The 13,501-nt window shown below is 43.3% G+C and carries 16 protein-coding genes; 15 read left to right on the top strand and 1 reads right to left on the bottom strand.

Annotation, left to right across the window (positions count from 1 at the left end; genetic code table 11):
* Positions 1-66 precede the first annotated feature (66 nt).
* Positions 67-1,521 (top strand): glutamate--tRNA ligase, encoded by a 1,455-nt coding sequence (gene gltX / locus AC4CS8_RS09455; protein ID WP_493892938.1) that lies wholly within the window; start codon positions 67-69, stop codon positions 1,519-1,521.
* 54 nt (positions 1,522-1,575) lie between these two features.
* Here the strand turns inward: gltX and AC4CS8_RS09450 are convergent, their stop codons facing one another.
* Positions 1,576-2,076: an NUDIX hydrolase gene (locus AC4CS8_RS09450; protein ID WP_493893885.1), complete on the bottom strand. Its 501-nt coding sequence runs from the start codon at positions 2,074-2,076 to the stop codon at positions 1,576-1,578.
* A 245-nt stretch (positions 2,077-2,321) separates the two neighbouring features.
* Here AC4CS8_RS09450 and AC4CS8_RS09445 point away from each other — a divergent pair, with 245 nt between their 5' ends.
* From AC4CS8_RS09445 to AC4CS8_RS09380, 14 genes are all read left to right on the top strand, one after another.
* On the top strand, positions 2,322-3,515 hold the full coding sequence (locus AC4CS8_RS09445) for an argininosuccinate synthase (protein WP_493892937.1): 1,194 nt from the start codon (positions 2,322-2,324) through the stop codon (positions 3,513-3,515).
* Between the two features lie 13 nt (positions 3,516-3,528).
* Positions 3,529-4,923 carry an argininosuccinate lyase gene (gene argH / locus AC4CS8_RS09440; RefSeq protein ID WP_493892936.1) on the top strand — a complete coding sequence of 465 codons (1,395 nt, stop codon included), beginning with the start codon at positions 3,529-3,531 and terminating at the stop codon, positions 4,921-4,923.
* A 70-nt stretch (positions 4,924-4,993) separates the two neighbouring features.
* Positions 4,994-5,353 carry a ribonuclease P protein component gene (rnpA, locus tag AC4CS8_RS09435; RefSeq protein ID WP_493892935.1) on the top strand — a complete coding sequence of 120 codons (360 nt, stop codon included), beginning with the start codon at positions 4,994-4,996 and terminating at the stop codon, positions 5,351-5,353.
* On the top strand, positions 5,337-6,149 hold the full coding sequence (locus AC4CS8_RS09430) for a membrane protein insertase YidC (RefSeq protein ID WP_493892934.1): 813 nt from the start codon (positions 5,337-5,339) through the stop codon (positions 6,147-6,149). The genes rnpA and AC4CS8_RS09430 overlap by 17 nt, the downstream gene beginning before the upstream one ends.
* An 18-nt stretch (positions 6,150-6,167) precedes the next feature.
* Positions 6,168-7,127, top strand: coding sequence for an RNA-binding cell elongation regulator Jag/EloR (gene jag / locus AC4CS8_RS09425; RefSeq protein WP_493892933.1), 960 nt, complete (start codon positions 6,168-6,170; stop codon positions 7,125-7,127).
* Positions 7,128-7,298: 171 nt separating this feature from the next.
* Complete coding sequence (gene rpmH / locus AC4CS8_RS09420) at positions 7,299-7,436, top strand: 50S ribosomal protein L34 (protein ID WP_018368178.1); 138 nt, start codon at positions 7,299-7,301, stop codon at positions 7,434-7,436.
* Positions 7,437-7,539: 103 nt separating this feature from the next.
* The gene (locus AC4CS8_RS09415) at positions 7,540-8,313 is read left to right on the top strand and encodes a TatD family hydrolase (protein ID WP_493892932.1); all 774 of its coding nucleotides are present in this window, start codon (positions 7,540-7,542) and stop codon (positions 8,311-8,313) included.
* A complete protein-coding gene (gene rnmV, locus AC4CS8_RS09410) occupies positions 8,306-8,872 on the top strand; it encodes a ribonuclease M5 (protein WP_493892931.1) in 567 nt (188 codons plus the stop codon). The genes AC4CS8_RS09415 and rnmV overlap by 8 nt, the downstream gene beginning before the upstream one ends.
* 89 nt (positions 8,873-8,961) lie before the next feature.
* Positions 8,962-9,249 (top strand): type II toxin-antitoxin system RelB/ParD family antitoxin, encoded by a 288-nt coding sequence (gene relB, locus AC4CS8_RS09405; protein WP_493892930.1) that lies wholly within the window; start codon positions 8,962-8,964, stop codon positions 9,247-9,249.
* Positions 9,239-9,568, top strand: a complete 330-nt coding sequence (locus tag AC4CS8_RS09400) for a type II toxin-antitoxin system RelE/ParE family toxin (RefSeq protein WP_493892929.1) — start codon at positions 9,239-9,241, stop codon at positions 9,566-9,568. Before relB ends, AC4CS8_RS09400 begins: the two co-directional genes overlap by 11 nt.
* Before the next feature lie 6 nt (positions 9,569-9,574).
* A complete protein-coding gene (locus AC4CS8_RS09395) occupies positions 9,575-10,030 on the top strand; it encodes an 8-oxo-dGTP diphosphatase (protein ID WP_493892928.1) in 456 nt (151 codons plus the stop codon).
* A 10-nt stretch (positions 10,031-10,040) separates the two neighbouring features.
* Complete coding sequence (locus tag AC4CS8_RS09390; RefSeq protein WP_493892927.1) at positions 10,041-10,673, top strand: tetratricopeptide repeat protein; 633 nt, start codon at positions 10,041-10,043, stop codon at positions 10,671-10,673.
* Positions 10,674-10,684: 11 nt separating this feature from the next.
* Positions 10,685-11,557 (top strand): 16S rRNA (adenine(1518)-N(6)/adenine(1519)-N(6))-dimethyltransferase RsmA, encoded by an 873-nt coding sequence (gene rsmA / locus AC4CS8_RS09385; protein ID WP_493892926.1) that lies wholly within the window; start codon positions 10,685-10,687, stop codon positions 11,555-11,557.
* A gap of 212 nt (positions 11,558-11,769) precedes the next feature.
* Positions 11,770-13,500, top strand: coding sequence for a putative glycosyltransferase family protein (locus tag AC4CS8_RS09380; RefSeq protein ID WP_493892925.1), 1,731 nt, complete (start codon positions 11,770-11,772; stop codon positions 13,498-13,500).
* The last annotated feature ends 1 nt before the right edge of the window (position 13,501 follow it).

Genomic DNA, 13,501 nt, shown 5'->3' with positions numbered 1-13,501 from the left:
CTGCTTCTACGTCGCCTAGTCTGAATTCGATTTTCATTGAGTATGAAAATTTTACAGGAGAGAAACATGACTAAACCAATTCGTGTGCGTTACGCACCAAGTCCAACGGGACTTTTGCATATCGGAAATGCCCGTACAGCATTGTTCAACTATCTTTTTGCCCGTCATCACGGCGGTACTTTCCTTATTCGTATCGAAGACACAGACCGCAAACGCCATGTGGAAGATGGCGAGCGTTCTCAGCTTGAAAACCTGCGTTGGTTGGGTATTGACTGGGATGAGAGTCCAGAAACTCATGAGCAATACCGTCAATCAGAGCGTTTGGATATTTACCAAAAGTATGTTGATCAACTTTTGGCAGAAGGTAAGGCCTACAAATCTTACGTGACAGAAGAGGAATTGGCGGCGGAGCGTGAGCGTCAGGAAGCTGCGGGCGAAACACCTCGCTACATCAACGAATACCTGGGTATGTCTGAAGATGAAAAAGCAGCCTACATGGCAGAGCGTGAGGCGGCTGGCATTGTCCCAACGGTTCGCTTGGCTGTCAATGAAACGGGCATCTACAAGTGGAATGACATGGTTAAGGGCGACATCGAGTTTGAAGGTGGCAACATCGGTGGCGACTGGGTTATCCAGAAACGTGACGGCTATCCAACCTACAACTTTGCCGTGGTTATTGACGATCATCTGATGGAAATCTCGCACGTTATCCGTGGGGACGATCACATTGCCAATACACCGAAGCAACTCATGGTCTATGAAGCACTGGGTTGGGAAGCGCCAGAATTTGGTCACATGACTTTGATTATCAACTCTGAGACTGGGAAAAAGCTGTCCAAACGTGATACCAACACCCTTCAGTTCATCGAAGATTACCGTCGTAAAGGTTACATGCCTGAAGCTGTTTTCAACTTTATCGGTCTCTTGGGTTGGAACCCTGGTGGTGAAGAGGAAATCTTCTCCCGTGAGCAATTTATCCAACTCTTCGATGAAAATCGTCTCAGCAAGTCACCAGCAGCTTTTGACCAGAAGAAAATGGACTGGATGAGCAATGAGTACATCAAAAATGCTGATTTGGAAACTATTTTCAACCTTGCTAAGCCATTCTTGGAAGAAGCGGGTCGCTTGACAGATAAGGCAGAAAAATTGGTGGAACTTTACAAACCACAATTATCTTCTGCAGATGAGATTGTTCCCCTGACGGATCTTTTCTTCTCTGACTTCCCAGAGTTGACAGACGAAGAAAAAGAAGTCATGGCAGGTGAAACAGTTCCGACTGTCTTGAATGCCCTCAAGGAAAAGTTAGAAGCCATGACAGACGAAGACTTCCAACCGGACAATATCTTCCCACAAATCAAGGCTGTTCAAAAAGAAACAGGTATCAAGGGCAAAAACCTCTTCATGCCAATCCGTATCGCCGTCTCAGGTGAAATGCACGGACCAGAGCTACCAAACACCATTTACCTCCTCGGTCGTGAAAAATCAATCCAGCATATTGATAATATGTTGAAGAGTTTGTAAGAACAATAATCCCCGCTGTCGCGTGACGGCGGGGATTATTGTTCTTATACGGACTTAGTTTTCTAAAAACAGCCTTTCCACATAGCCTTTCTGCCTTGGGATAACCTGTTCATTTTCCAGGAAATCTTTCAGTTTTTCTTGTGGGACCCAGATGTAGTTGCTGGTTTCGTTGGCTTGGAGTTGGACAGCAGATTTGTCCCAGTCAGTTTCTGCCCAGTAGCAGTGGAAGATACATTGGTCGTCATGGGCGACAAAGTGTGTATGGTGGCGGAGTTGGTCGGCAGTCAGTTCAATCCCTGTTTCCTCGCGGATTTCACGCAAAATAGCCTGCTCTGCTATTTCCCCAAATAAAGCCGAACCTCCTGCTGTCGCTTCATAATAGTCGGGGTAGGAGGGCTTGGTGCTGTCGCGTTTCATGAAGAGGGTGCTGTCGTCGCGGTGGCGGATGATGCACTCGACGACCAGGTGGTAAAGGCCGTCGGGAATGGCTTCTCCGCGTGTGAGGATGTGGTCGGTCAGGTGACCGTCGGCTGTGTAGGCGTTCCAAATTTCCATGTTATTCTCCTTTTTCATATCTTGGCTATTCAGTATAGCATATAAGGAATTGCTAGACAAGTATTCTGGAGATAGTGTGTATTGGAATTGATCAAGAATGATTGAATGAAAAAATTTCATGCATATGCAAAATTATACAAAAAATCGAATAAATTTGTATAAATATGTTGCAAAAAGTATAAATATACACTATAATAGTCACTAAGTTTTATAAAAACTCATCAAAATAAGAAATGAGAAAGCTTATGACAAAAGAAAAATTAATCCTAGCCTATTCGGGTGGTCTCGACACTTCTGTTGCAATTGCTTGGTTGAAAAAAGACTATGACATCATTGCGGTCTGTATGGATGTAGGAGAGGGCAAGGACCTCGACTTTATTCATGATAAGGCCCTATCAATTGGTGCTATCGAGTCTTATGTACTGGATGTAAAAGAGGAATTTGCGCAAGAGTATGTTCTCCCTGCTCTACAAGCCCATGCTTATTACGAGCAAAAATATCCGCTGGTATCGGCTCTCAGCCGGCCTTTGATTTCTAAAAAGTTGGTGGAAATGGCTCATAAGACAGGAGCAACCACTATCGCCCACGGCTGTACTGGTAAGGGAAATGACCAGGTGCGGTTTGAGGTAGCTATTGCAGCCCTGGACCCAACCTTGAAAGTCGTAGCTCCTGTCCGTGAATGGAAGTGGGCGCGTGAGGAAGAAATCATATTTGCCAAAGAAAACGGTGTTCCAGTCCCGGCTGACTTGGACAGCCCTTACTCAGTCGATCAGAATCTCTGGGGTCGTGCCAATGAGTGTGGTGTCTTAGAAAATCCATGGAATGAAGCACCAGAAGATGCTTATGGCATTACAACTGCCCCAGAAGATGCACCAGATACTCCTGAGTACGTTGATATTGAATTTAAGGCAGGTGTTCCTGTTGCGGTCAACGGTGAAGAACTAAGTCTTGCTGATCTCATTCAAAAACTCAATGTCATTGCCGGTAAACATGGTGTGGGTCGGATTGACCATGTGGAAAATCGTTTGGTCGGAATCAAGTCACGGGAAATTTATGAGTGTCCAGGTGCTATTACCCTTCTGACAGCCCACAAGGAAATCGAAGATTTGACCCTTGTGCGGGAAGTATCGCATTTCAAACCAATTGTCTCTAATGAGCTGTCTAATCACATTTACAATGGTTTGTGGTTCAATCCTGCAACAGCTGCCCTGAAGGCCTATCTTGCTCAGACCCAGGCAGTTGTTAATGGCACCGCAAAAGTGAAGTTGTATAAGGGGTCAGCCAAAGTGGTTGCTCGGAAATCTCCAAATTCCCTTTATGACGAAGATTTGGCAACCTATACCAGTGCAGATACTTTTGACCAAGATGCAGCAGTTGGTTTCATCAAGCTTTGGGGATTACCAACCAAGGTTAATGCGGAAATTCATAAAAATTGCTAGAAAGTAGGAGCTTATGGAAGCAAAGAAATTATGGGGTGGTCGCTTTGAAGCCAGTCTAGAAGAATGGGTTGAAGAATTCGGAGCCTCCATTCGCTTTGACCAAAAATTGGCCAAGTATGATATTCAAGGTTCACTGGCGCATGTACAGATGCTTGGAGCCACAGGGATTATCGCTCCAGAAGAAGCCCAGGCTATTCAAACTGGTCTGGAAGAATTGTTAGCAGAATATGAGGCTGGGAAGCTAGTATTTGATATTCGTAACGAAGACATTCACATGAATATCGAAAGTCTCTTGACGGATAAGATTGGTCCAGTAGCGGGGAAATTGCATACGGCACGTTCTCGTAATGACCAAGTTGCGACCGATATGCACCTCTATTTGAAGGATACCCTGATTCAAGTTGTAGACAAATTGACCAACCTACGTCAGACCTTGGTTGACCTTGCACAAGAGCATGTGGAGACGATTATGCCGGGCTATACACATTTGCAGCATGCCCAGCCTATTAGTTTTGCTCAGCACTTGTTGGCTTATTACAACATGTTCAGCCGTGATAGCGAGCGATTTGTGTTTAATATTAAGCACACAGATGTGTCACCACTTGGTGCAGCGGCATTGGCAGGAACTACCTTTCCGATTAATCGCCAGATGACGTCGGATTTGATGGGATTTTCCAAGCCCTACAGTAATTCCCTTGATGCTGTGTCTGACCGTGATTTTATCTTGGAATTTCTCTCAAACGCCAGTATTCTCATGATGCACATGTCCCGTCTCTGTGAGGAAATCATCAACTGGTGTTCGCAAGAATACCAATTTGTCACCCTATCCGATACCTTTTCAACAGGTTCCTCCATCATGCCTCAGAAGAAAAATCCAGATATGGCTGAGCTGATTCGAGGGAAAACAGGTAGAGTTTATGGGAACTTAGTTGGGTTATTGACAGTTATGAAATCCCTGCCCTTAACTTATAACAAAGATTTGCAGGAAGATAAGGAAGGCATGTTTGACACAGCAGAAACGATTTTGGTGTCAATTGATATTCTGGCTGGGATGTTAAAAACGATGACAGTTCATAAAGAGATGATGGCCCAATCGACTGAGAAGGACTTTTCAAACGCTACTGAGTTGGCTGATTATTTGGCTAGTAAAGGTGTACCTTTCCGCCAAGCGCATGAGATTGTTGGGAAATTGGTCTTAGAATGTAGTAAGGCAGGATATTATTTGCAAGATATTCCTTTGGAAGGTTATCAAGAGTTGTCGCCCGTCATTGGACCGGATATTTATACAGCTTTAGAGTCTGAAACGGCAGTTTCACGCAGGAATTCGTTAGGAGGAACTGGTTTTGAATCGGTTCGTTGGCAAATTCAGCAAGCAAAAGCACAAATAATAGCTTCAAAAGGCCTCTAAACGGTATGTTTATTGGCTTTTTTGAATTTTATGGTATAATAGAAGTAATTTTGGAAGATGGAGAGGCATTTTGAAGAAAAGTTATCGTGTCAAACGTGAGCAGGATTTCAATGCAATTTTTACTCAGGGAGAGAACGTGGCTAATCGTCGATTTGTCATTTATCATTTGCATAGAGAGCAGCGTCACTTCCGAGTAGGTTTGTCTGTCAGTAAGAAACTAGGAAATGCAGTGACACGAAATCGAATTAAACGAAGAATTCGTCATGTCTTGCTCGATTTGAAGCCTCAACTTGTAACTGATGATTTTGTTGTAATTGCCCGTAAGGGAGTGGAAGAGTTAACCTATCAAGAGTTAAAACAAAATCTCCTCCATGTTTTGAAGTTAGCAAAAATATTTCAGGAAGGTATTTCTCTTGAAAAAGAAAATTAAGTGGACTGGTCTGCTGTTAATGAGCCTACTTATTCTCACTGCTTGTGGGACAGGAGAGGTGACGAGTCAATCAACAGGAGCCTGGGATCAGCTAATTTACTGGTTTGCCAGTATCATTCAGTTCTTGTCCATCAATGGTCAGATAGGAATCGGAATTATTCTCTTTACCCTTTTGATACGGACCATTCTTTTACCTTTGTATCAAATCCAGATGAAGTCCAGTCGTAAGATGCAAGAGTTACAACCTCAACTCAAGCAATTACAGGAGCAATATGCTGGAAAGGACATGGAAAGTCGCCAAAGTCTCTATGAGGCAACACAAAAACTGTATAAAGAAAATGGTGTCAGCATGACATCTTCTATGTGGCCAATTTTCATTCAGATGCCTATCTTATTGGCGTTATTTCAAGCTTTAACCAGAGTGGAAGCTCTTAAGGTCGGTCACTTCCTTTGGCTGAATCTTGGAGAAGCAGATCCTTATTTTGTTTTACCGGTTTTAGCAGCCATATTCACATTCTTGAGTAGCTGGTTGGCCAATAAGGCTGCCCCAGAGCGGAATATTGCTATGACAATCATGACGTATGCTATACCTTTGTTAATTTTTAGTTTTGCAGTTACAGCTGCAAGTGGTGTGGCACTGTATTGGACAGTATCAAATGCCTATCAGGTTGCACAGACCTTGCTTCTGAATAATCCTTTTAAAATCATAGCAGAGCGCCAAGCGAAGCTCGATGCTGAAAAGGAACGCCGGACTAAGATTAGAAAAGCGCAGAAGAAAGCACGTAAAAAGAAATAGGAATGTAGGAGAGAAAAAATGAAATTTACAGGAGCAACTGTTGAAGAAGCCATTCAGAATGGTTTGGCAGAATTAAATATTCCACGCAAGAAGGCTCATATTACTGTTTTGGCACGGGAGAAAAAAGGATTTCTAGGCTTTGGGAAAAAATTGGCTAAAGTGGATATTGATGTAATCAATGAAGCGACGGTCGTAAAAGCAAACCAGAAAGCGGTTCGTGGCGTCCCAACTGAAATTAACGAACTGAATGAGCCGGTTAAGTCAGTATCTGAAGCAACTATAGATTTAGGGAAGGTTGTTGCTGCAGTAAAAGAATATGAAAAATCAGGAGAAGTCTTGGATGAGCGAATCAAGGCTCAGATTCTGAAAAATGATAAAGAAGCTAAGACGATTCTAGAAGAAACAGGCCGTATTGAGATTCTTAAAGATGATTTGGTGCAAGATTCGGTTTCTACAGCTGTTGAAAATCCAGATGAGTTTTCGAGCTTGAATATCAAGATTGAACCAACCTATGAGATTGAGCAAGTGGTTCAAGAAGTTTCTGGCTACATCCAAACAATCTTGGATGACATGGATGTGGAAGCTAGTATCGAAAGCAGTCATAACCGCCGAACAATCAACATTCAAGTAGATACCAATGAGCCGGGACGTGTCATTGGCTATCATGGAAAAGTATTGAAGTCGTTGCAACTTTTGGCACAGAACTTCCTATATAACCGTTACGAGCGTAATTTCTATATCACAATCAATGTGAATGATTATGTAGAGCACCGAGCAGAGGTTCTTCAAGGTTATGCACAGAAATTGGCAGAGCGCGTATTGGCAGAACAAGAAGCCTACCACACAGACCCAATGTCTAGTAGTGAACGCAAGATTATCCACCGCATTATTTCCAAAATGGATGGTTTAACAAGCTACTCAGAAGGTAGTGAACCGAACCGCTATGTTGTGGTTGATATCGATAGTCTCCATGATTAACAAAAGGGGCTTCAGCCTCTTTTTCTTCGAATGAAAGAGTTTTCTTTAGAAAAATAGCAGAGCTGAACTTGACAAAGCCGTCAAATTCAGATAAAATAGTTTGGTATGTTTAGTAACTGATCAAAACTAGCCGGCTAAACGAATACAAGAATCTAAGAGGAGGTATTCATCGTGAAACGTACTTTTCAACCAAGTAAAATCCGTCGTGCTCGTAAACACGGATTCCGTAACCGTATGTCAACTAAAAACGGCCGTCGTGTCTTAGCAGCTCGTCGTCGTAAAGGACGCAAAGTGCTTGCGGTAGCGTAAGAATAACAAGATAACCAGTAGAAACTCGAGTCTATTGGTTTTTTTGTTGCCTCGGTGGATTCGAAAGTATGGTACAATAAGTAGGAAAGAAAGTGAAGAAACGATGATAGAAATTTTTGACACCCATACCCACCTCAACGTAGAGCAGTTTGATGGTCGGGTCCAAGAAGAATTAGACTTTGCCAAGGAAATGGGGGTCACCCTCCATAATGTGGTTGGTTTTGACAGAGCAACCATTGACAAGGCGATTGAACTAGCTAATCAGCATCCTGAAATCTATCTGACGCTGGGCTGGCATCCGACGGAAGCAGGGACCTATGACGAAGAGGTTGAGGCCTACCTGCTTGATGCGCTCAAACATCCCAAGGTCATTGCCCTAGGGGAAATCGGTTTGGATTATTACTGGATGACCGCGGATAAGGAAACCCAGGCCCGTGTCTTCAAACGACAGATGGAATTGGCTAAGCAACTAGACCTGCCCTTTGTGGTCCATACCCGTGATGCCCTAGAAGATACCTATCAGATTATCAAGGAAGTCGGTGTTGGTCCTCGCGGTGGCATTATGCACTCCTTTTCTGGTACGCTGGAAGAGGCACAAGCCTTTATGGACTTGGGCATGCACATCTCTTTCTCGGGAGTTGTGACCTTCAAAAAAGCTGTCGAACTGCAAGAAGCGGCGCAAGCATTGCCCCTAGAAAAAATCTTGGTCGAAACAGATGCGCCATATCTAGCGCCGGTACCCAAGCGAGGTCGAGAAAATCGGACGGGCTATACTCGATATGTGGTCGATCAGCTTGCTGCGCTTCGCAATCAGTCGGTCGAGGAAGTAGCGAAAGCGACCTACGAGAATGCAAGGAGCTTGTTCAGAATTGACTAAGAAAATCAAGATACAAGAAGTCCTCGTTGTCGAGGGAAAAGACGACACAGCAAACTTGAAGCGATTTTACGAGGTAGATACCTACGAAACCAGGGGCTCTGCCATATCAGACGATGACTTAGAACGCATCGAGAAACTCCATGACCTGCGGGGCGTCATTGTCTTTACCGACCCAGACTACAATGGGGAGCGGATTCGGAAGATGATTATGCAGGCCATTCCCACGGTCAAACATGCCTTTTTACAGCGGGACGAGGCTCGGCCAAAGTCCAAGACAAAAGGGCGGTCCTTGGGCATTGAGCACGCCAGCTTTGAAGACTTGGAAAAGGCCCTAGCAGGCGTGCGTGGTCATTACGATGATGAAAACAACTTTGATATTAGCCAGAAGGACCTGATTCGCCTTGGGCTACTAATGGGCGGTGACAGTCGCAAGCGGAGGGAGCATCTGGGAGAAAAGCTCCGCATCGGCTACTGCAACGGCAAGCAACTACTTAAACGTCTAGAACTGTTTGGGATAAGTTTGGACGAGGTTGAGGAGGCCATGGGGGAGTATGAATGAGGCGGAAACAGTCAGTTGGTTTCTGCTTTTTTAGATTGTTAGCAATGTCTATTTGTGTTACAATATAGAAAACTAGGAGGTAAACTAGATTGATAACTATAAACAAAGATGCTCAAGTAAATTTCAAAACCGATTCCAGATTGTTGGAAATAGCCAAGGAAGTATTTGCTATGAATCAGTTGGATTTGACCTCTGGTTTCAATTTGTTTTTGCAAAATATTGCGGTTAAAAATGAGTTGCCCATTCTGACAGAAGAAGAGTTGGAAAGAGAAGAGTTGTTTTTGCAACTTCAAAAAGAGATTCAAGAAAACCAAAAAGCTATTGAGGCGGGTCAAGGGATCAGCCTAGAAAGTGTCAAAGAGAAGTATGGCATTTGAGTCTTATTCAGTGATACTTGCTCCAGCAGTCGAGAAGGAATTGGCAGAGATTTATGCCTACTTCTCGGAACACTTCTCAGAAGAAACTGCCAAAAAAAGAATTGGGATGATTGTGGAAGTTTTGGAGAGCCTGCAAATTTTCCCCGAACGTGGCTTTCATGCTGATAATCGTTTTGGCAAGCAGATAGATCCGCCTCATATAACCCGAGGCTATGTCATTGGAAAAGATTACATTGCCCTCTATCGTGTGGTGGAAAACGAAGTTCGAGTTGGCCATCTCTTTGCGACTAAGAGTGATTATATCAAGTTGTTGAAGTGAGAGATTATGAGTAGAACAGAACACGTCATCCTGACCAATATGTGTATGATTACCGACGGTCAGCAGGTATTGGTCCAGGATAGAAAATCTGAAAAGTGGCCTGGTGTGACTTTCCCTGGGGGCCATGTCGAGCCTAATGAATCAATTGTTGACTCCGTCATTCGTGAAGTCAAAGAGGAAACGGGTTTGACGGTTTCTAATTTAGAACTATGTGGCATCCAAAACTGGACAGATCCGAATGAAAACTATCGTTATCTGGTCTTTTGCTACAAAACAAACCAGTTTTCAGGCTCTCTCCAATCTTCAGATGAGGGGGAGGTCTTCTGGATTGACCGTGCGGAGCTGAGGAATGTTCAGCCGTCAGACGGTTTTGAATCCATGCTGGAAATCTTTGAACAGCCACAGCTGACGGAGAATTTTTACTGGTTTGAAGACGGTCAGTGGAAGGTGGAGAATAAGTGAGGAAAGATATATGAGTAATACTATAGACAAGGCATGGGAATTCTTTTTTGAAGGGAAGGTGGCAGAATCTAAGCAGTTACTTGAGAAAGAGTACCGAGTTGAAACTTGTTTGGATTATGCTGGTCTCAATCTATTTGCTTACCTTTATCTTGAGGAAGAAAACTTTGATAAAGCCTTACTAGCCTGCCAACGCTATATTCAATTAGCTCGAGAGGAGCAGAACGCTGAACAAGAACATATCGGTTTGCACCAACTGGCCATGGTCTATCGTAGTCGCGGTGATTTTACCAAGGCTTTGGAGTTAATCGAGGAAGAGGCTACGTTGCTAGCAACTGATTTTGCAGAAGACAAATTAAAATGGTCGGTGAATGAGTACGAGCAAGGCTATTTGCGATTGCAACTAGGAGAGTTAGAATCTGCTCTGCATTTTATGAAACGAAGTTTAGAGAATGCTTTAATGACAGATGACCTCATTGCACAAGCTTGTGCCTATAGAGGTTTGGGCGAAATTTATGCGACAAATGGAGCGGCCGATTTAGCTGAACCAGCTTTTAAACAATCCATTTCTGCTTTTGAAAAAGCGGGTGATGCTATTGGAGCAGAAGAAGTTAGAGAATTGCTGGCTACCTATCAAATTATTTAGAAAGAACACACATGAGAATCGCAGACAAAAACGTTACTCGTGCCGTCCTTGAACGCCACGGGTTTACCTTTAAGAAATCTTTCGGTCAGAACTTTTTGACTGATACCAATATTTTGCAGAAGATTGTGGACACGGCAGAGATTGACCAGAATGTCAATGTCATCGAGATTGGTCCTGGAATCGGGGCATTGACCGAGTTTTTGGCGGAAAATGCCGCTGAAGTCATGGCTTTTGAGATTGATGACCGCCTGATTCCGATTTTGGCGGACACCTTGGGCCGCTTTGACAATGTGACCGTGGTCAACCAAGACATCCTGAAGACCGACCTGCAGACCCAGATTCAGAATTTCAAAAATCCTGACCTGCCCATCAAGGTCGTGGCCAATCTGCCTTACTACATCACCACCCCCATCCTCATGCACCTGATTGAGAGCAAGATCCCCTTCAGCGAGTTCGTGGTTATGATGCAGCGGGAGGTGGCCGACCGCATCTCTGCCGAGCCAAACACCAAGGCCTATGGTAGCCTGTCCATTGCGGTCCAGTACTACATGACTGCCAAGGTGGCCTTCATCGTGCCTCGCACTGTCTTTGTGCCCGCTCCAAACGTGGATTCCGCCATTCTCAAAATGGTCCGTCGTGACCAACCCTTGGTTAGTGTCAAAGACGAAGATTTCTTCTTCCGGGTGTCCAAGGCCAGCTTTGTTCACCGCCGCAAGACCCTGTGGAACAACCTGACCAACCATTTTGGCAAGTCCGAAGAGGTCAAGGATAAGCTGACGCGGGCACTTGGCATGGCAGAGCTGGAAGCCAGTGTCCGTGGAGAAGCGCTTTCTATGGCTGACTTCGCGCGTCTGTCTGACAGCCTTCAGGAAGTTGGTTTATAAGCAAGTGAGAGTGGGAAAACCATTATTGGTTCCTTTCCCACTCTCACTTATTTTACCTAAAATCGTTTTTCTATTTGCCTTGTTCGTTGACAGTGGGTGGAAAGCTTGCTATACTGAAATGTGACTAACTTTTGAAAAATATTGTCTGCAAATTGGCAGAGTATTTACAAAAACAAGAGAGGGTTCCCCTCTTTTTTTATGAAGGTAGAATCATGTTGAAAAATTTAAGCAAAAAATATCCCAATATTGTTGCAGTAACCGCATTTTTTCTTTTTTCGATTATCCTTTTATTGCCACAGATTTGGACAAAATCAGTGGTGACAGGAGATGATATTGTTTTCCATTATAACCGTTTTTATGATACTGCTATGCAAATTAAAACAGGAGATTTTTCCTATATGATGAGCTTGCATGGCTACCAGCAGTCTGGAAGGATTGTTAATGCTCTTTATGGGCCTTATTTTGCCTATCTACAGGGGGGCTTGCTCTTGATAGCTGGAACTTGGTACCGATATCAATTACTGTCTAATCTTCTTCTAGGAGTGTTGAGTGCAAGTTCGCTTTATTTTTTTATGCGAGAAGTGAAAGTCCGATACTCTCTATCTGTTGCTCTATCTATGTTTTTCGTGACTACTTACTCCATTCAATATTGGTGGGTGGAACAAGGATTTTCAAGCTGGGGAGCGGCTTTGTTTCCTCTTTGTTTGATCCCAGCTGTTCGATTCCTAAAAACTGGGAAAGTCCCTATTTTTCTGATGGCGGGTGCTGTAGGAATAATGCTCCAGATACACATGCTGTCGGCTCTATTTCTCATTTTAGCCTATGCAATTCTTTTCTTGATTGGGTGGTTAAAATCGCAAGACAAATGGAATGTAGTGAAAGATGTACTATTTTCGGTTGGAATTTTTCTGGTTTTAACGGTAAATATCTGGTTCCCCTTACTATATGTAAATGCAACCAATGAATTAGCCGCACCATTTGTTAATAAAAAATTTATTCAGTCAACTGTTACCTGGTCTAAGGCTTATTTCTTATACTTTCCATACTCTCTTCCTATCGTTTTTGCAACCTCTCTATATTTTATGTTGAAGAAGTGGAGGAAGCAATCGGAGGTATTGAGAAGTCTGACTTTAACTTTTCTGGTATTTTTTATTTTTTCAACAAATCTTTTTCCATGGCAATTATTTGCTGGTAAAGGGATTGGGCTAGTAGATTTGATCCAATTCCCTTTTAGATTCTTTTTGTATGCTATGACCTTGCTGTTAACGATTGTTGGCCTCCAATTGACAGAGTTCAATATGCGCAAAAAGTTGTTTTTAGGTATGACGATATTATCTACCGTGATTGGTGTAGGTTTTACTTGGAATCAATTTAATCAGGCGGTCAATAATCAGTACAATGATGTAGCGTTTTTACAAGACATGCTTCATACGACTCTTTATGGAACAACGGAAGAATTGCGTGCATCTCTGCATTCAGAAAATGTAGGTGAATTTGTCCAACTAGCTCAGAAATCAACTCCTGATTATGTGCCAGTGTTGTCGGATAAAGAAGGGAATGTTCGAGCAGTAAATGAGCCTAAATCTCGTTATGATCGCTATCGTGATCAGATTATTTTGCCCAACCAGCAATTTGCTAAGAAAGTTCTGGGAGATAAACTAGAAATAAGTTGGTCAGCAAGTCAATCTGAGGAGGTCCGTGTACCGATTGTTGTTTATCGGGATAGTGAATTGACACTCAATGGAAAACAGTTAGGGAAGTCGGATTACTATCTTTCCACTATCGGTGTTCCAACGGTTACCAGCCAAAAAGGGCAGAATACCCTTATCCTATCCTACAAGCAACAGTGGTGGTTATGTCCAGTTATCCTTATCAGTTTGACTGGATGGCTACTCTGGTTGATGTACTATGTCTTTGCCTACCGAAAATCAAATCTTTCCTAAG

It is taken from the genome of Streptococcus sp. NSSLK0004, from assembly GCF_059039125.1.
The sequence above is the reverse complement of the archived record's forward strand: the minus strand, read 5'-3'. Positions and strand labels throughout refer to the sequence as shown.

Coding starts and splice junctions, on each gene's coding strand:
- AC4CS8_RS09380 (WP_493892925.1), top strand. CDS start 11,770: ATGTTGAAAAATTTAAGCAAAAAATATCCCAATATTGTTGCAGTAACC.
- AC4CS8_RS09390 (WP_493892927.1), top strand. CDS start 10,041: ATGAGTAATACTATAGACAAGGCATGGGAATTCTTTTTTGAAGGGAAG.
- AC4CS8_RS09395 (WP_493892928.1), top strand. CDS start 9,575: ATGAGTAGAACAGAACACGTCATCCTGACCAATATGTGTATGATTACC.
- AC4CS8_RS09415 (WP_493892932.1), top strand. CDS start 7,540: ATGATAGAAATTTTTGACACCCATACCCACCTCAACGTAGAGCAGTTT.
- gltX (WP_493892938.1), top strand. CDS start 67: ATGACTAAACCAATTCGTGTGCGTTACGCACCAAGTCCAACGGGACTT.
- AC4CS8_RS09400 (WP_493892929.1), top strand. CDS start 9,239: ATGGCATTTGAGTCTTATTCAGTGATACTTGCTCCAGCAGTCGAGAAG.
- AC4CS8_RS09445 (WP_493892937.1), top strand. CDS start 2,322: ATGACAAAAGAAAAATTAATCCTAGCCTATTCGGGTGGTCTCGACACT.
- rsmA (WP_493892926.1), top strand. CDS start 10,685: ATGAGAATCGCAGACAAAAACGTTACTCGTGCCGTCCTTGAACGCCAC.
- AC4CS8_RS09450 (WP_493893885.1), bottom strand. CDS start 2,076: ATGGAAATTTGGAACGCCTACACAGCCGACGGTCACCTGACCGACCAC.
- argH (WP_493892936.1), top strand. CDS start 3,529: ATGGAAGCAAAGAAATTATGGGGTGGTCGCTTTGAAGCCAGTCTAGAA.
- jag (WP_493892933.1), top strand. CDS start 6,168: ATGAAATTTACAGGAGCAACTGTTGAAGAAGCCATTCAGAATGGTTTG.